This is a genomic window from Nonomuraea sp. NPDC003201 (assembly GCF_053590415.1).
The window spans coordinates 1-16,792 of record NZ_JBSFTC010000250.1 but is presented as its reverse complement, the minus strand read 5'-3'; the positions used below and the strand labels follow the sequence as shown (position 1 = coordinate 16,792).

Sequence of the window (16,792 nt, the reverse complement as noted above, 5' to 3'; positions counted from 1 at the left end):
GGTGACGAGGGCAAGGCGCTGGGCGTGCAGTTCAAGCTGGTGAGCCCGCTTCCGGGCAACCTGGGCGCCATCTGCAGCAGCTCGCGGACCACGTCCTCGGCGGACGCGCGCGACAGGCCGGTGCGCTTGGCGACCTCGGTGAGCGTGAGCGAGGGCCCGCCCCGCAGCGCCTTGATCACGGCGAGCGCGTTGAGCTGCCTGAGCCGTGACAGGTCACCGCCGCTCAGATCCTCGCCCATGGACACCCCTTGCCGTCAGCCAGCCGACTCCTAATAATGATGGTCTCCATGATATTTCGCCGGGAAGGTTCCATGACTGAGGTGACTCTAGCCGTCGTCGGCGGCGGCCTGCGAGGGCTGACCTACGCCCGCCACGCGCACGCCACGGGCGCGGGGCGGGTGGTGGCGGTCGCGGAGCCCGACCCGCGGCGCCGCGCCGCGTTCGCGGCGGAGTTCGGCGTCCCGGCCGAGTCGGCGTTCCCCGGGTGGAAGGAGCTGGCGGCGGCGGATCGGCTGGCCGACGCGGTCGTCATCGCCACGCAGGACCAGCTGCACACCGACCCGGCGGTGGCGCTGGCGGACCTCGGTTACCACATTCTCCTGGAGAAGCCGATGGCGCCGGACGAGCGGGAGGCGGCACGGATCGCCGAGGCGGCCAGGCGCAACGGGATCATGCTGGCCGTGTGCCACGTGCTGCGGTACACGCCTTACACGCGGGCTGTGCGGGACCTGCTCGACTCCGGCCGGATCGGGCGGCTGATCAGCGTCCAGCACCTCGAGCCGGTGGGGTGGTGGCACCAGGCGCACTCCTTCGTCCGCGGCCACTGGCGCCGCCAGGACACCTCGGCGCCGATGCTCCTGGCCAAGGCGTGCCACGACATCGACTGGCTCGTGCACCTCTTCGGCCGGCCGCCCGCGCGGGTGTCGTCGTTCGGCTCCCTGTCCCACTTCCGCGCCGAGGACCGCCCCGCGTCGGCCGCGGACCGGTGCGTGGACTGCCCCCTGGAGCCGTCCTGCCCGTACTCGGCGCCGCGGCTGTATCTCGGGTGCCTCGGGGACCCGTCGAGCGAGTTCTGGCCGCTGTCGGCCGTCACTCCCGGGCGCACGCGGGAGGCGGTGCTGGAGGCGCTCCGGGTGGGGCCGTACGGGCGGTGCGTGTACGCGTGTGACAACGACGTGGTCGATCACCAGGAGGTGGTGATGGAGTTCGACGACGGGGCGACGTGCTCGTTCACGATGAGCGCGTTCACGCCGATGGAGGACCGGCGGACGCGGCTGTTCGGCACCCACGGCTACGTCGACGGCGACGGCCGCACCCTGCGCGTGGTGGACTTCCGCACGGGCGAGGAGGAACTCGTCGACACGACCGCGCGGGGAGCTTTGGCGGGTGCCTCGGCGGCGGACGGGCACGGGGGCGGGGACGAGGGCCTGGTGGACGCCTTCCTCGCCGCCGTCGCCTCGGGCGACCCGTCGCCGCTGCGCTCGGACGCGTTCGAGAGCCTCATGACCCACCGCGTGGTGTGGGCCGCCGAGCAGGCCCGCCGCACGGGCTCGGTCGTCACGTTCCGCCCCCACGCGTGAAGGGCCGCCGGGGGGCGGGCGCGGCGGGTGGGTGGCTAGCCCCAGACCTCCTGGGCCGTCTCGACGATCAGGCGGAGCTTGGCGAACTGCTCGTCGGCCGTGAGCTGGTTGCCCTCGACCGTCGAGGAGAACCCGCACTGCGGCGACAGGCAGATCTGGTCGAGGTCGACGAACTTGGCGGCCTCGTCGATCCGCCGCTTGAGCGTGTCCTTCGACTCCAGCTCGCCCCGCTTGGTCGTGACCAGCCCCAGCACCACCATCTTCCCCGGCGGCACGAAGCGCAGCGGCTCGAAGCCCCCGGACCGCTCGTCGTCGAACTCCAGGAAGAACCCGTCCACCTTCAGCTCGCCGAACAGCGCCTCCGCCACGAAGTCGTACCCGCCCGAGGCGGCCCAGGAGGAGCGGAAGTTCCCCCGGCACATGTGGGTGGTGACCGTCATCCCGGCGGGCTTGGCGGCCAGGGCGGCGTTGATCTGCTTGATGTAGCGCAGGTGCATGTGCTCGGCGTCGTCCCCGCGCGAGCTCAGCTCCGCCCGCTGGGCCGGGTCGTTCAGGTACGCCAGGCTCGTGTCGTCGAACTGCAGGTACGTGCACCCCAGCGCGCCGATCCTGCGCACCTGCTCGGCGTAGGCCGCGCTCAGGTCCCGCCAGAACTCCTCCACATCCGGGTAGACCTCGGGGTCGATGGCGGCCGGACCGCCCCGGTAGTGGACCATGCTCGGCGAGGGGATGGTCAGCTTCGGCACGACTGTGGTGACGGTGTCGCGCAGGAACGTGAAGTCGTCGGCGAAGATCGGCTCGTTCAGCCGGATCCGCTCGTGCACGCGCAGCGCCGCCGGGGTGAACTCGATGTCCCCCTGCTCGTTGTGGAAGCGCACCGTGATGTGCTCGTCGGTGGCCTGGCCGATGCCGCCGAGCCGGTAGATGAAGTCCATGTGCCACGAGGCCCGCCGGAACTCGCCGTCGGTGGCGCTCTGCAGCCCGATCTCCTCCTGGCGGCGCACCACCTCCCGGATGGCCTCGTCCTCGGCCTCCCGCAGCGCGTCGCCCGTGAGGGTCTCGCGGGCGCGGAGCAGCGCGGGCGGGCGGAGCAGGCTGCCGACGTGGTCCGCGCGGAACGGCGGCGAGGTGCGCATCGAAGGTCATCTCCTCTGGTCGTCAAGGTTGTGCCCGTAGAGCTGTCTGAGGTGGGCTTTGAGCAGCTTGCCCGCCGCGTTCTTCGGCAGCTCAGGGACGAATTGCAGATATTTCGGGATTTTGAAGCGGGCCAGGCGGCCGTCCAGGTACGCCAGCAGCTCATCGGGCTCGATCGCGGCGTCCGGGGCCGGCACGACCAGCGCCTTGCCCACCTCGCCCCACGTGTCGTCCGGCACGCCGATCACCGCGCACTCGGCGACCGCGTCGTGCCCGAACAGGACGCTCTCCACCTCGGCGGGATAGATGTTCTCGCCACCGGAGATGATCACGTCCTTGAGGCGGTCGGAGATGCGCACGTAGCCGTCCTCGTCGGCGATGCCGACGTCGCCCGAGCGGAACCAGCCGTCCACCGACAGCACCTTCGCGGTCTCCTCCGGTCGCCGCCAGTAGCCGGTCATGACGTTGGGCCCCTGTACGTACACCTCGCCCGGCTCGCCCGGACCCGCCGGAGAGCCGTCGGGCGCGACCAGCCGTACGTCGGAGAAGAAGCACGGCACCCCGGCCGAGCCCGCCTTGGCGATCGAGTGCTCGGCCCCGAGGAAGAGGGCGCCGGGCGCCGTCTCGGTCATGCCGTACCCCTGCAGGAACGTCAGCCCCCGATCCTGATATATCCGGATCAGCGGCTCGGGCACCGGCGCTCCCCCGCACAGCAGGTGCCGCAGGCTCGACAGGTCCGCCCCCGCCCAGCGCGGCGACCGCGTGAGGAAGCCGAACATCGACGGCACCCCGAACATCACCGTCACCCGCTCCGCCTCGATCAGGTCGAACGTCCGGTCCACGTCGAAGGAGGGCTCCAGGATGACCCGGCCGCCCTTGAGCACGGTCGGCACCAGCGTCTGGGCCAGCGCCGCGATGTGGAACAGCGGCGCGCCGACCAGCGTGACCTCGTCGTGCGCGAGTGGCACGTCGACCAGCAGGTTGAAGGTGTTCCAGGTCAGGTTGGCGTGGGTGAGCATGGCCCCCTTGGGGCGTCCCGTCGTCCCCGACGTGTACATGATCAGGCACACGTCGTCCTGGCGCACCGGCTCGTCGATCGGCTCGGGCGAGCCGGAGGCGAGCAGCGCCTCATAGTCGGTGACGTGCCGCCCCGGCAGCCCCTCGCCGTCCTGCTCCTCGCCCAGCACGAGCACCGACGCCTGCGCGTCCTCCAGGATGTACCGCAGCTCCGGCCGCGCCAGCCGGGCGTTGAGCGGCACGAACACGGCCCCCACCAGCCCCGCCGCGAAGAGCGTCTCCACCAGCGCGGGCTGGTTGACCCCGAGGAAGGCGACCCGCTCGCCGCGCCCCACGCCGAGCGCCGAGGCCAGCCGGTACGTCCGCTCGCTCAGCTCACGGTACGTGCGGTCGTGTCCCCGGTACGTCACCGCCACCCGTTCGGGCGTCATGCGGGCCCGGCGTGCGGGCCACGAGCCAATCCCCTGATTCCGCATCGGCGCTCCTTGACGCTCAAGCCATCAAGTTAGGCCACTGGGCGATGGCTGTCACCGTTCTGCCCAAGTTTCATCCGGCACAACGTCGAGGAGCCGCTCCGCGATCCGCCCCGCCTCCGGCCTGAACCGCTCGTGCAGCGTGTGGCAGACCCGCTGGGCCTTCTCCGCCGGCCAGTCGTGCGGCAGGTACCGCAGCGGCAGCCGCGGATCGGCCCTGATGATCTGCAGCCAGCCGGTCAGCAGCGTCAGCGAGCGCGCCAGGTCGTCGGGCGCGTCCGCCGCCGGGTCGGCCCGGTCCCAGCGGCGCAGGAACTCCCGGTAGCGCTCGCCCAGGCCCGACAGGTCGTAGGCGTCACCGACCAGCGCCTGCATGTCGGTGGGGTGCCGGGGCTCGGCGGAGAAGACCTTCACGTTCGCGCCGAGGTCCTCGATCACGTGCGCGGCGTCCACGTCGCCGGGAGCGATCCACAGGCCGTTCTGCAGCGGCCCGAACCCGGCCCAGACCAGCCGCGAGCGCAGCTCGTGCCGCTCCCGCTGCCAGGACTCGGGCAGCGAGAAGCCGATCAGCGTCCAGCGGTCCTCGTCCGCGTCGTTGACGACGCCGCTGTGCCAGATGCGCCGCTCGCCGTCCTTGAGCACCTCGGTGCTCGTCGGGGTGAGGCCGAAGTACATGCGGCGGCCCGAGCGCTGGCGGCGCAGCAGGCCGCGGCGGACCATCCGGGTCAGCGTCGAACGCGTCGCCTCCTCCGAGATCCCGACCTTGGCGAACGCCTCGATGAAGCTGCCCGAGGACACGCAGATCCCGCGGCCGTACACGTGATCGCCGAGGAACGTCAGAATCACCGACTGAGGCCGCATCTAAGCCCTCCCCCATCTTGGGCATTCTATTGACAGCCGTAATATATCTGCCTACATTCAGGGCCACATCCCAGGAGGTCCTGATGCGCAGGCTGCTCCCGTCTCTGGTTTGTCTCGCGTTGGCCGCGACCGCCTGCGGCGGTGATTCCGGCGGCGGCGCTCAAGACCCGATCAAGGTCGGCCTCATCGTCTCCCTCACCGGCAACTACACGCCGCTGGGCAGCGAGGACAAGAAGGCCGTCGAGCTGGCCGTCGAGCAGGTCAACGGGCAGGGCGGGTTGCTCGGCCGCAAGGTGGAGCTGGTCGCGCGCGACGACAAGACCGCCCCCGACCAGGGCATCGTGGCCTACAACCAGATCAAGGGCGACATCGACGTGCTGATCGGCCCGGTGTTCTCCAACTCGGCGCTGGCGGTCGAGCCGCTCGCGCAGCGCGACAAGATGCCGTACCTGTCGCTGGCCCCCGCCCAGGAGCAGGTCGAGCCGATCAAGTCGTACATCTTCGTCACCCCCGCCCTGTCCGGCATGTACGCCGAGCGCTATCTGCAGTACATCCAGGCCAAGGGCATCAAGACGATCGCCGTGGCCTGGGACTCCAAGAGCGCCTATTCGGTCTCCGGCCACAAGTCGATGATCGCGCTCGCGTCCAAGTACGGCGTGAAGATCGCCGTGGACGAGCCGTACGAGACGACCACCTCCGACTTCAGCCCGCTCTTCACCCACGTGCGCGACTCCGCCGCCGAGGCGCTGGTGTTCTGGGGCTCGGGCGCGCCCGGCGTGACGGCGGCCAAGCAGTACGTGGCCTCGGGGCTCAAGACGCCGCTGTTCCTGACCGCGTCGCAGGCCAGCAAGCTGTGGCTGGAGCCGATGGGCGGCGCGGCCGAGGGCATGACGGTGCAGAGCGCCATCGGCGTCGTCGGCGAATACCTGCCCGACGGCAAGCAGAAGCAGGTCATCGAGCAGATGGCCAAGCCGTACCAGCAGAAACACGGCTATCCACCGCCGCAGTTCGCGCAGGACGGCTACAGCGCGAGCCTGCTGCTCTTCGAGGCGATCAAGAAGGCGAACAGCACCGACAAGGCCAAGGTGCAGCAGGCCCTGGAGGCCATGGACCTGGTCACGCCCAACGGCCGCTTCCGCTACTCCCCCACCGACCACTCCGGGCTCTCCCCCGAGTTCATCTCGGTCAACACGGTGCAGAACGGGAAATTCGTTCCCACCGACTGGGCCAAGGAGCAGCTCACCAAGACCGTCGGCGCGGGGTAGCGGGTGCTGACGGTCACCGGGCTCTCCCGCTCCTTCGGGGGCGTCTACGCCGTCCGCGACGTGTCCCTGGCCGTCGCGGACGGCGAAGTCTGCGGCGTCATCGGGCCGAACGGGGCGGGCAAGTCCACGCTGTTCAACCTCATCACCGGGCATCTGACGGCCGACCACGGCCAGATCTCGTTCCGCGGGCACCGGGTGGACCGGCTCGCGCCGCACCGGCGGGCCAGGCTCGGCATGTCGATCGTGTTCCAGGCGGCCAGGGTGTTCCGCGGCATGACGGTCAGGGAGAACGTCATGGTCGGGATGCACGGCCGTACCGGTGCGGGGTTCGTGTCGGCGGCGCTGCGGCTGCCGCGGCACCGGCGCGACGAACGCGAGATCACCGCCGAGGCGGATGCCGTGCTGAGCCGCGTGGGGCTGGCCGAGTGGGCGGACCGGCCTGCCGACCTGCTGCCCATCGGGCAGCAGCGGGCGCTCCAGCTCGCCCGAGCCCTGTGCGCCCGGCCCCGGCTGCTGCTGCTCGACGAGCCCGCCTCGGGGCTGCGCGGCCAGGAGCGCGAGCGGCTGGCGGCGCTGGTGGAGGAGCTGCGCGCGGACGGGCTGACGATCCTGCTGGTCGAGCACGACGTCGCGTTCGTGACCCGGCTGGCCGACCGCGTGGTGGTGCTCGACCTGGGCCGGGTCATCGCCGACGGCTCGCCCGCCGAGGTGCGGGCCGATCCGCTGGTGCTCGCCGCCTACCTCGGGCAGACCGCATGATCGACGTCAAGGACCTGGTCGTCTCGTACGGCACCGCGACCGCGCTCGACCACGTCACGCTCACGGTGGGGCGGGGCGAGATGGTCGCCCTGCTCGGCCCGAACGGCGCGGGCAAGTCCACGCTGGCCAACACCCTGGCCGGGCTGCTCCGGCCCGCCGCGGGCACGGTGGGGATCGGGGGCAGGCTGGCGCTCATCCCGGAGGGCCGCCAGCTCTTCCCGGACCTGTCGGTCGCCGACAACCTGGCGTTGGGCGGGTGGCGGTCGGGTCTGCGGGATCCCTCGTCCGTGTACGAGCTGCTGCCCCGGCTGGCGGAGCTGGCCGGGCGGCAGGCAGGGGTGCTGTCGGGGGGAGAGCAGCAGATGGTGGCGTTCGGGCGGGCCCTGATGTCGCGCCCTTCGGTGCTGGTGGTGGACGAACTGTCCCTGGGGCTCGCGCCCAACGTGACCGCCGACCTGGCCGGCCACCTCGCCGAGCTGAACCGGGAGCAGGGGCTGACCGTGCTGCTCATCGAGCAGAACGCGCGGCTGGCGTTCGACCTGTGCGGGCGGGCGTACGTGCTGGAGTCAGGTCGGATCGTGGCCGAGGGCGAGTGCGCGGAGCTGGCCGGCGACCCTCGGGTGGCCAGCGCGTACCTGGGCGGGGCGATCACATGAGCGCTTTCCTCACGTACCTGCTGAACGGGCTCGCGGTCGGGTGCGCGGTCGCGCTCATCGCCAGCGGCCTGGTCGTGATCCACCGCGTCACGGGCGTGGTGAACTTCGCGCAGGGCACGTTCGCGGTCGTGGCCGGGCTGTGCACGTCGTCGCTGCTCGGGCTCGGGTTCCCGCACGGGCTGAGCGAGCTGGCCGCCGTCCTGGTCGCGGCGCTGGCGGGGCTGCTGACCGGCCTGGCCGCCATCGGCCGGCGGGGCACCACTCCGCTGTCGTCCCTCATCGTGACGCTCGGCGTGGGCGTGCTCGCGTACGCCGTCGAGATCGTCCTGTGGGGCGACCAGCCGCGCTCGGCGCCCGGCCTGGCGGGCTCGGTGACGCTGGCGGGCGCGCGCGTCCAGACGCAGCACCTGCTGGTCATCGGCGTGACGGCGGCCGCGTTCGCGCTGCTGGCGCTCTTCTTCGGGCGCACCTACCTGGGCAAGGCGCTGACGGCGTGCGCCTCCAACCCGTACGCCGCCCGCGTGGTCGGGATCGACACGCGGCTGATGGGGCTGCTGGCGTTCGCGCTGGGCGGGCTGCTCGGCGGGATCGCCGGGGTGCTGGTGACGCCGCTGCGGCCGATCTCGTTCGACACCGACGTCACGCTCATCGTGAACGCCTTCGCCGCGGCCGTCTTCGGCGCGCTCACCCGGCCCGTGATCACGCTGGCCGGAGCGCTGCTGCTGGGCGTGGCCGAGACCATGGCCGCCGGGTACGGCTACGGATCGCACCAGCTGGAGGTGGCGCTGGGTCTCATGATCGTCGTCATGATCGTACAGGCGAGCCGGCGCTCGGCCGTTTCGCAGGAGCAGACATGATCCGCCTGGTGGCCGGGCTGCTGGTCGCGGCCGTGACGCTGGCCCTGCCCGCGGTGCTCGACGACAGCGCGCTGGCCGTGTACATCCTGCTCGGGCTGGCCGCGATGGTCACCGTCGGGGTGTCGCTGCTGATGGGCTACGCCGGGCAGGTGTCGCTGGGCCAGGGCGCCTTCTACGCCGTCGGCGCCTACACCGCCGCGCTGCTGTCCCTGCACGGCGTGCCGCCGCTGGCCGGGCTGATCGCCGCACCGGTGGTGGCGGCCGCGGCGGCGCTGGTGATCGGCGTGCCGCTGCTGCGGCTGCGCGGGCACCATCTGGCGTTCGCGACGCTGGCCATGCAGCTCATCCTGCTCTCGCTGGCCGGGCAGCTGGAGGTCACCGGCGGGGACATCGGGTTGCAGGCCATCCCGCAGTTCTCGGTCGGGTCGTTCGAGGCGGGCGGCGCGTCCGCGTACGCGTACCTGACCTGGATCGGGCTGGCGCTGGTGATGCTGGTGACCCGGAACGTGATCACCTCGCGGCCGGGCCGCGCCCTGCGCGCGCTGGCCACCAGCGAGACCGCCGCCGCGTCCTCGGGGATCCCGGTCGGGCGGTACAAGCTGGTGGTGTTCGCGCTGTCGGCGGCGTTCGCGGGGCTCGCGGGCGGGATCTACTGCTTCTACACGGGGTACGTGGCGCCGGGCTCGTTCCCCGTGCTCATCTCGATCCAGTACATCGTGATGGCCGTGGTCGGAGGGCTGGGCACGATCTGGGGCGCCGTGGTCGGCGCGACCGCGATCACGCTGCTCGTGCAGGGGCTGAACAGCCTGGCCGCGCTGCCGGGGATGCCGTCGTACGCGCCCGGCGTGCTGTCGTACGCCGTGTACGCGCTCGTCCTCATCCTGGTCGTGCTCTTCCTGCCCCGCGGCCTGCTCCCCGCCGTCTCCGGCCGCGTCAACCGGGACCGCCGGGGGATGATTCATCGGTGACCGTTGAGAAGGCGTCGAACGTCGGTCCGTCGGGCATCGAGGTCGCGTACGAGCGCCTCGGCGACCCCCAGGCCCCGCCCGTGCTGCTGGTGATGGGCCTCGCCGGGCAGCTGGTCAACTGGCCGGACGGCCTCTGCGCGGAGCTCGTCGACCGCGGCCTGCACGTCATCCGGTTCGACAACCGCGACTCCGGCCTGTCCACGCACCTCCACGACGCGCCGCCGCCCGACCTGCCGGCGGCGCTCGCGGGCGACGCGTCCTCGGCCTCCTACACGCTCTCCGACATGGCGGCCGACACCGTCGGCCTGCTCGACGCGCTCGGCCTGGACAGCGCCCACGTGGTCGGCGCCTCGATGGGCGGGATGATCGCCCAGACGATCGCGATCGAGCATCCCGGCCGGGTCCGGTCGCTGACGTCGATGATGTCCACCACGGGCGACCCGTCCGTCGGCCAGGCCCGGCCCGAGGCGATGGCCGCGTTCGCGGGGCCGCCGCCGACGACGCGCGAGGAGGCGATCGAGCGGTCGGTCCTGATCTTCCGCGTGGCCGGATCGCCCGGTTTCGCGTTCGACGAGGCCGCGCTGCGCGAACGCGCCGGTCTCTCGTACGACCGCGACCACGACCGGGTCGCCGTCGCCCGCCAGGCCGTCGCGGTCGTCGCCTCGGGCGACCGCACCGACCGGCTCCGCTCCGTCGGCGTCCCCACGCTGGTGATCCACGGCGCCGAGGACGCGATGTGCGACCCGAGCGGCGGCCGCGCGACCGCCGCCGCCGTCCCGGGCGCGGAGCTGGTGGTGATCGACGGCATGGGCCACGACCTGCCCGGGCTGCTCTGGTCCGACCTCGCCTCCCGCATCGCCACCCACGCCCACCACGCCGACGCCACCCGATAGCCGTTCCCCCTGTGAGCGCCGACACTTCGCCGGGGGCCGAAGCTTTTCCCGTCTAACGTCGGCCGCATGACGACGACCCCGCCGGCCATGAGCAGCGCCTCCCCTGACCGCTGTCCGGCGGGAACGTCGTGACCCCCTGGGAGATGCTCGCCGTCTTCGCGACGAGCATCTGCGCCGGCGCCCTCAACAGCGTCGTCGGCTCCGGAACCCTCATCACCTTCCCCGTACTGCTCTCCATCGGCCTCCCGCCCGTCACCGCCACGGTCACCAACGCGCTCGGCCTGATCCCCGGCTCCATCAGCGGGGCCATCGGATACCGCCGAGAGCTCCGCGGCCAGTCCCGGCGCCTGCTGAAGCTGAGCGTCGCCGCCCTGCTCGGCGGCCTGTGCGGCGCCGTGCTCCTGCTGACCCTGCCGGCCACGGCGTTCGAGCGGATCGTCCCCGTCCTGGTGGCGCTGGCCCTCGTCCTGGTCATCCTGCAGCCCCGCATCAACACGTACCTGCGCCGCCGCCACCGTGGGACGCCCGGTCGCGGGCTCTTCGCCGGGCTGCTGCTCGCCGGCGTCTACGGCGGCTACTTCGCCGCCGCCCAGGGGATCATCTACATGTCCCTCATGGGCATGCTCCTCGACGAGACGCCCCAGCGCCTCAACGCCGCCAAGAACGTCCTGGTCGCCGTGGTCAACGCCGCAGCCGCGCTCCTCTTCCTGTTCGTCGCGGACTACGACTGGACTGCCGTCGCGCTCATCGCGACCGGCTCCGCCCTCGGCGGCCGGCTCGGCGCCGAGGCGGGCCGCCGCTTCAGCCCTGCGACGCTACGCTTCCTGATCGTGGCCGTCGGCGGGGCCGCCCTCGTCCATCTGCTCGTCCGCTGAAGCAGGCCGCCTCGCCTCCGCAAGTGTGCGGATCCGGTCACGCTCGCGTGGGTGCTGTGCACGCTCCTCCCCGTCGTCCTGATCGTGCTGGCGGTACGGGTGCGCCGAACCCCCCGCCCCGGCGGAGGCGATCGGGCATTAGTGTCGGCAGTCCACCCATGGTGATCGACTTTGGAGGGCGCCGTGCGGCGCGTCATGATCCTGCTGGCCCCGATCGCGGCCCTGGCCGCCGCTCTGGTCGTCGCCCGGCGGCGGTTCGTCGTCGTACGGATCAGCGGGGCGAGCATGCTGCCGACCTACCGCACGGGCGACCGGGTGCTCGTCCGCAGGACCACGGGGGCGGGTGTCAGGCGCGGCCAGGTCGTGGTGCTGCAGACCGCGCTGCCCGGGGGGAAGTGGCGTACGGGGCCGCTGCCTCGGCCGGGGGCGGCCATGTGGTTCATCAAACGCGCGGTGGCCGTGCCGGGTGACCCGGTGCCCGCCCAGGTCATGGCCCGGGTGGAGGCGTCGCCGGGCGACACGGTGCCGGCGGGCCGGCTGGTCGTCCTCGGTGACGGGCCGGTCAGCGAGGACTCGCGGGCATGGGGTTACGTGCCCTTCGACCGCGTGCTCGGCGTCGTCGTCCGCCGGCTCGCCCCCTCCTCCGACTCCGTCGGCTCGTAGCCCTGCGCCTGCAGGGTGAACAGTCCCGCGTACTCCCCTCCCAGCGCCATCAGCTCCGCGTGCGAGCCACGCTCGGCGATCCGCCCCTCGGCGAGCACGACGATCACGTCCGCTTCCCGCACCGCGCCGAGCCGGTGCGAGATCAGCAGGCTGGTCCGTCCCGCGCGGTGACGGCGCAGGCTCCGGTGGATGGCGTGCTCGGCCTGCGCGTCCAGGCCGGAGCTCGGCTCGTCGAGCACGAGCAGGTCCCGCCCCTTCCGCATCAGGGCGCGGGCCAGCGCGAGGCGCTGCCACTGCCCGCCGGACAGCACCACTCCGGCCTGGGGGTCGTCCCGGTCGCCGAAGAAGATCCGGCTCAGCAGCGTGTCGTAGCCCCGCGGCAGCCCGGCGACCGTCTCGTGGACACCGGCCAGCCTGGCGGCGGCCTCGACCCGGTCCCGGTCGTCGAGCGCCGTGACGTCGCCGAGCCCGATGTTCTCGGCCGCGGTCAGGTCGTACGACATGTAGTCCTGGAACACCGCGCCGATGCGGCCGCGCAGCTCGGCGGGGTCCATCTCCCGCAGGTCGGCGCCGTCCCAGTGGATGGACCCGCGTACCGGGTCGTACAGCCGGCAGATCAGCTTGACCAGGGTGCTCTTGCCCACGCCGTTCAGCCCGACGAGGGCGAGGGAGCCGCCGCGCGGGATGAACAGGTCGATTCCGCGCAGCACCCACGGATGCGCGTCGTCGTACCGGAACCACACGTCGCGCACCTCGATGCCCTCGCGCAGCGCGGGGACGGGGCGCGGATGCCGCGGGACGGGCAGGTCCGGCGCGTCGGCCACGACGTCGAGGTAGTGCCCGAACATCAGCAGCGCGTTGTGCGCGTCGGCGGACTGGCCGACGATCGACGCGAGCGCGGACTGCACCCCGGCGACGGCCGCGACGAACACGGCGACGTCGCCGACGCTCAGCGTGCCGGACGCGGCGCCGCTGATCGCCCAGAGCAGGCCGAGCGCGGCGACGGCCGCCCCGAGCAGCGACAGCGTCCCCTGGGTACGCAGGGTCCTGCGGGCGAGCCCCTGCTCGGCGGCGTTGACCGCGCGCAGCTCGCCCAGCATCCTGGCGCGCAGGAAGTCGCCGAGGCCGAACAGCCGGATCTCCTTGGCCGCGTCGGGGCTGGTGAGCAGGCCGGCGAAGAAGATCTGCCGCCGGCTCCTCGAGCTGACGCCCCACATCATCCCGGCGCGACGCCGGGACAGGTCGAGCTGGGCGCGGACCGAGGGGAGCGCGGAGAGCGCCACGACGAGGATCATCCCCGGCGCCAGCACGGCCAGCGCCGCGGTGAACCCGGCGAGGGTGACGGCTCCCTGGGCGATTCCCAGGGAGGAGCGGACGATCCGCTGCGGCGCGTTCTGGCCGGCGTCCTGCGCCAGCCGTACGCGGTCGTGGAAGGCCGGGTTCTCGAATCGGCTCAGGCCCGGGTGGGCGTTGACGGCCTGGAAGAGCCGGTCCTGGATCAGCACCTGGAGCGCGCGGCGCAGCTGCTCCTGGGCGTACTCCGCGGCCGCGGGCAGGGCCGCGCCCGCCAGGCCGGTCACGCCGAGAGCCACGCCGTACGGGAGCAGCTCGGCAAGGCCCGCCCCGGCCGCCAGCCCGTCGAGCACGAGCTTGGTCAGCCACGCGGTGACCACCGGGACCAGGCCCATGAGCAGCACCGTGATCCCGGATGCCAGGACGGCGGCCGGGTGCGCCCGCCAGGCCGACGCCGCGGCCGCGCGAAAGCGCCGTCGCGGCGTGACGCCGCCGTGCCCGGCAGGAGAGGTCATCGGCGCGTGGCCGCCGGCAGCCTGCCCGGGGCGGTGTCGGCCGCGACGACCACCCCGTCCCCGTCGACCAGGTAGAAGCTGGGGAACCGGGAGACCCGCAACGCCCTGCTCACCGGGCCGCCCATCGGCTCGACCACGACGGTGGCCGAGGTCAGCTCGCCGGTGAACAGCCGGGCCTCGTCGGGGTCGCCCGTGACCACGGCCAGCACGCGTTCGGGACGGGTGTCGGCCAGGTAGGACGCGAACTCCGGCAGCCGCTCGTGGCAGGACGCGCATTCGGTGGAGAACACCGCCACCACGGAGGGCCCCGTGAAGAACGCGCGCGACACGGCCTCGCCGCCGAGGGCGGTCGCGCTGAAATCGCCGAGCGTCGTTCCCGGCTGCACCATCGGGGCGCCCGTCGGCGCCAGCTCGGCCAGCCGCAATGTATGCACGCGCAGCCGGCGGATCACCGCCAGGGTCAGCACCAGATCCACCAGGCACAGCAATCCGACGACGACGACGGCGGCCACGAGATACGGCATGCGAGCTCCTCAGGGGTGGGCGGCGAAGCACGGAAAACCCACCAGGACGGTGCCGGCCTGGTGTCGGCCCGCACTGTCCTGGGGGCTGTCGGTAGGGCGCGTCAGCAGTAGTCGAAGCTGCCGCAGTTGGTCGTGCCGGTGGAGTCGTGGTAGCAGCAGGTCCGGCAGAACTTGCCCTGGCAGCACCAGTCGGTCCAGCACGCGGCCGAGGCGTTCGCCGACGGCAGGAACTTGTCGAGGAGGCGGTCTCCCAGCTTGTTGAGTGCGCGGATCATGGCGACCTCCTTGCATGGGGGATCTTTACGCGCTCACCGTCACCCAGCAAGAGCACCTTGTTAATGGAGAGATTGGCCGACACTCCGGAACATCGTTCGGCGGTTCAGGATCTTGACAGAGGCCACTTGGCCAGGTGACCAGGCGCTGGATATCACGGCGGCGCTTTGCCTCGGTGTACCTCCTCATCGGTGACTCTCCGAGAGGGGCGGCTCCAGGGACGTGGTGTCTGTCCGCCGGACCGCCCCGCGCCATGGCCGCCGGGTGGCCCCGGGCCGGCTGTTAGCGCTCACACATCTTCTTCCCTGTCGCGGTTCCTTCTCTGTCAGATGGCTGTGGTGGCAGGTCGAGCCAATACGAGACGCAGAGGTGACGTCAAGGAGGGCACCTCGCGCCCGCGGCGGGGCGGCGGACGCGCGTGCGGCTCATCAGGCGTTATCAGGGGTCGCCTGACGTGACGGCGAGAGCGCCACTCTGAAACTTTCGCCGTTGCTTGACAACTTTCGGAGCGGTTTCCAGACTGGGTGTCCGAGAAGGCTTCCTCCCGCCAGGTGGTGGTGCGCGGTGAGGACCGCCGTTCACGATGCCCTTGTGGTGTGCGTTCCATGATCACGGAACGCGGCGTCGATCGCGTGGGATGACCCCGCGTGTCCGCTTTTCCGTGATTCAGTCTGGAGCACTCAGCCATGGGCGACACAGCCATACTTCCGCCGCGGCCCCTCAGGCGCCCGCGGGTCCTGATCGCCGCCGCCGTCGGCGCCATCGCCGTGGTCACCGCGGTGACGGTACCGACCACGCCGGCCGGTGCGGCGGCGAGCACGCTCGGCGCGGCCGCCGCTCAGAGCGGCCGGTACTTCGGCGCCGCCATCAGCGCGGGCCGGCTCGGCGACTCGCAGTACACCACCATCGCCGGCCGCGAGTTCAGCATGGTGACGGCCGAGAACGAGATGAAGATCGACGCCACCGAGCCGAACCGGGGCCAGTTCAACTTCACCAACGGCGACCGCGTCTACAACTGGGCCGTGCAGAACGGCAAGCGGGTCCGCGGCCACACCCTGGCCTGGCACTCCCAGCAGCCCGGCTGGATGCAGTCCCTGTCCGGCAGCACGCTGCGCCAGGCCATGATCGACCACATCAACGGCGTCATGGCCCACTACAAGGGCAAGATCTACGCCTGGGACGTGGTCAACGAGGCCTTCGCCGACGGCAACTCCGGCGGCCGGCGCGACTCCAATCTGCAGCGCACCGGCAACGACTGGATCGAGGTCGCCTTCCGCACCGCGCGCGCCGCCGACCCGGCCGCCAAGCTCTGCTACAACGACTACAACATCGACAACTGGACCTGGGCCAAGACGCAGGGCGTCTACAACATGGTCCGCGACTTCAAGCAGCGCGGCGTGCCGATCGACTGCGTGGGCCTGCAGTCGCACTTCAACAGCGGCAGCCCGTACAACAGCAACTACCGCACCACCATCTCCAGCTTCGCCGCCCTCGGGGTGGACGTGCAGATCACCGAGCTGGACATCCAGGGCGCCTCCGCGCAGACCTACGCCGCCGTGACCAACGACTGCCTGGCGGTGGCCCGCTGCGCCGGCATCACGGTGTGGGGGGTGCGCGACCAGGACTCCTGGCGCTCGGGTGACACCCCGCTGCTGTTCAGCGGCGGCAACAAGAAGCCCGCCTACGACGCCGTCCTCAACGCCCTCAACGCCGCCTCGCCGGGCGGCCCCACCCCCACACCCACCCCGACCCCGACTCCGACACCCACCCCGACTCCGACACCGGTCCCGGGCGCGTGCGCGGCGACCATCACGACGACCAACAGCTGGTCGGGGGGCTTCCAGTCGACGGTGACCGTCCAGGCGGGCAACGCGGCGATCAGCGGATGGACCGTGCAGTGGACCTGGCCCGGCGGGCAGAGCATCAGCAGCCTGTGGAACGGCCAGCAGAGCGTGTCCGGCTCCAGCGTCACCGTACGCAACGCCCCCTACAACGGCTCCATCGCCGCCGGCGGCTCCACGACCTTCGGGTTCACCGCGAACGGCACCGCGGCCACCCCGACCGCCACCTGCACCAGCCCCTGACGGCGGCCGGACATGATGAGGAGAATACAGATGCGTCTGCCCTGGCGAGCGCGGTCACCGCGCCCCTCCGCCGTCACGACCGCGGCGCCGCCCCGGCGGGCC

The 16,792-nt window shown here is 71.9% G+C and carries 17 protein-coding genes; 10 read left to right on the top strand and 7 right to left on the bottom strand.

Translation table 11 applies throughout. From position 1 onward, the window contains the following. Nucleotides 1–239: helix-turn-helix domain-containing protein (locus ACWDX9_RS47140; RefSeq protein ID WP_449967082.1), on the bottom strand; the 239-nt coding region annotated here is incomplete at its 3' end. 72 nt (nucleotides 240–311) lie between these two features. Here ACWDX9_RS47140 and ACWDX9_RS47135 point away from each other — a divergent pair. After that, on the top strand, nucleotides 312–1,580 hold the full coding sequence (locus ACWDX9_RS47135) for a Gfo/Idh/MocA family protein (protein ID WP_449967079.1): 1,269 nt from the start codon (nucleotides 312–314) through the stop codon (nucleotides 1,578–1,580). Nucleotides 1,581–1,615: 35 nt separating this feature from the next. On the opposite strand, the gene ACWDX9_RS47130 is transcribed toward ACWDX9_RS47135, so the two are convergent. From ACWDX9_RS47130 to ACWDX9_RS47120, 3 genes are read right to left on the bottom strand one after another with little or no spacing between them, the layout of a single operon-like run. Beyond that, a complete protein-coding gene (locus ACWDX9_RS47130; protein WP_449967076.1) occupies nucleotides 1,616–2,716 on the bottom strand; it encodes a 5-methyltetrahydropteroyltriglutamate--homocysteine S-methyltransferase in 1,101 nt (366 codons plus the stop codon). A 6-nt stretch (nucleotides 2,717–2,722) separates the two neighbouring features. Further along, on the bottom strand, nucleotides 2,723–4,207 hold the full coding sequence (locus ACWDX9_RS47125) for an acyl-CoA synthetase (RefSeq protein ID WP_449967074.1): 1,485 nt from the start codon (nucleotides 4,205–4,207) through the stop codon (nucleotides 2,723–2,725). A 51-nt stretch (nucleotides 4,208–4,258) separates the two neighbouring features. Next, nucleotides 4,259–5,065, bottom strand: a complete 807-nt coding sequence (locus tag ACWDX9_RS47120; RefSeq protein ID WP_363967122.1) for a PaaX family transcriptional regulator — start codon at nucleotides 5,063–5,065, stop codon at nucleotides 4,259–4,261. Nucleotides 5,066–5,148: 83 nt separating this feature from the next. On the opposite strand from ACWDX9_RS47120, the gene ACWDX9_RS47115 reads away from it, so the two are divergent. The 8 genes from ACWDX9_RS47115 (at nucleotide 5,149) to ACWDX9_RS47080 (ending at nucleotide 12,001) form a co-directional block, all read left to right on the top strand. Beyond that, nucleotides 5,149–6,330, top strand: a complete 1,182-nt coding sequence (locus ACWDX9_RS47115) for an ABC transporter substrate-binding protein (protein ID WP_449967070.1) — start codon at nucleotides 5,149–5,151, stop codon at nucleotides 6,328–6,330. 3 nt (nucleotides 6,331–6,333) lie between these two features. Continuing rightward, complete coding sequence (locus tag ACWDX9_RS47110; protein WP_350736675.1) at nucleotides 6,334–7,089, top strand: ABC transporter ATP-binding protein; 756 nt, start codon at nucleotides 6,334–6,336, stop codon at nucleotides 7,087–7,089. Beyond that, nucleotides 7,086–7,745, top strand: coding sequence for an ABC transporter ATP-binding protein (locus ACWDX9_RS47105; protein ID WP_449967066.1), 660 nt, complete (start codon nucleotides 7,086–7,088; stop codon nucleotides 7,743–7,745). Before ACWDX9_RS47110 ends, ACWDX9_RS47105 begins: the two co-directional genes overlap by 4 nt. After that, entirely contained in the window at nucleotides 7,742–8,602 is an 861-nt protein-coding gene (locus ACWDX9_RS47100; protein WP_449967063.1) for a branched-chain amino acid ABC transporter permease, read from the top strand. The genes ACWDX9_RS47105 and ACWDX9_RS47100 overlap by 4 nt, the downstream gene beginning before the upstream one ends. Continuing rightward, complete coding sequence (locus ACWDX9_RS47095) at nucleotides 8,599–9,570, top strand: branched-chain amino acid ABC transporter permease (protein ID WP_449967060.1); 972 nt, start codon at nucleotides 8,599–8,601, stop codon at nucleotides 9,568–9,570. The genes ACWDX9_RS47100 and ACWDX9_RS47095 overlap by 4 nt, the downstream gene beginning before the upstream one ends. After that, nucleotides 9,567–10,463 carry an alpha/beta fold hydrolase gene (locus tag ACWDX9_RS47090; protein WP_449967057.1) on the top strand — a complete coding sequence of 299 codons (897 nt, stop codon included), beginning with the start codon at nucleotides 9,567–9,569 and terminating at the stop codon, nucleotides 10,461–10,463. The genes ACWDX9_RS47095 and ACWDX9_RS47090 overlap by 4 nt, the downstream gene beginning before the upstream one ends. A gap of 128 nt (nucleotides 10,464–10,591) precedes the next feature. Continuing rightward, a complete protein-coding gene (locus ACWDX9_RS47085; protein WP_449967054.1) occupies nucleotides 10,592–11,338 on the top strand; it encodes a sulfite exporter TauE/SafE family protein in 747 nt (248 codons plus the stop codon). Nucleotides 11,339–11,521: 183 nt separating this feature from the next. Continuing rightward, nucleotides 11,522–12,001: a S26 family signal peptidase gene (locus ACWDX9_RS47080; protein WP_449967052.1), complete on the top strand. Its 480-nt coding sequence runs from the start codon at nucleotides 11,522–11,524 to the stop codon at nucleotides 11,999–12,001. On the opposite strand, the gene ACWDX9_RS47075 is transcribed toward ACWDX9_RS47080, so the two are convergent. From ACWDX9_RS47075 to ACWDX9_RS47065, 3 genes are all read right to left on the bottom strand, one after another. Further along, the gene (locus ACWDX9_RS47075) at nucleotides 11,926–13,809 is read right to left on the bottom strand and encodes an ABC transporter ATP-binding protein (RefSeq protein WP_449967049.1); all 1,884 of its coding nucleotides are present in this window, start codon (nucleotides 13,807–13,809) and stop codon (nucleotides 11,926–11,928) included. The two genes, ACWDX9_RS47080 and ACWDX9_RS47075, sit on opposite strands and share 76 nt — an antisense overlap. After that, nucleotides 13,806–14,333, bottom strand: coding sequence for a TlpA family protein disulfide reductase (locus ACWDX9_RS47070; RefSeq protein WP_449967047.1), 528 nt, complete (start codon nucleotides 14,331–14,333; stop codon nucleotides 13,806–13,808). Before ACWDX9_RS47070 ends, ACWDX9_RS47075 begins: the two co-directional genes overlap by 4 nt. Before the next feature lie 101 nt (nucleotides 14,334–14,434). Continuing rightward, nucleotides 14,435–14,608, bottom strand: coding sequence for a hypothetical protein (locus ACWDX9_RS47065; RefSeq protein WP_185072132.1), 174 nt, complete (start codon nucleotides 14,606–14,608; stop codon nucleotides 14,435–14,437). Nucleotides 14,609–15,292: 684 nt separating this feature from the next. Between ACWDX9_RS47065 and ACWDX9_RS47060 the strand changes: the two genes are divergently transcribed. Next, nucleotides 15,293–16,690, top strand: a complete 1,398-nt coding sequence (locus tag ACWDX9_RS47060) for an endo-1,4-beta-xylanase (RefSeq protein WP_449967045.1) — start codon at nucleotides 15,293–15,295, stop codon at nucleotides 16,688–16,690. The last annotated feature ends 102 nt before the right edge of the window (nucleotides 16,691–16,792 follow it).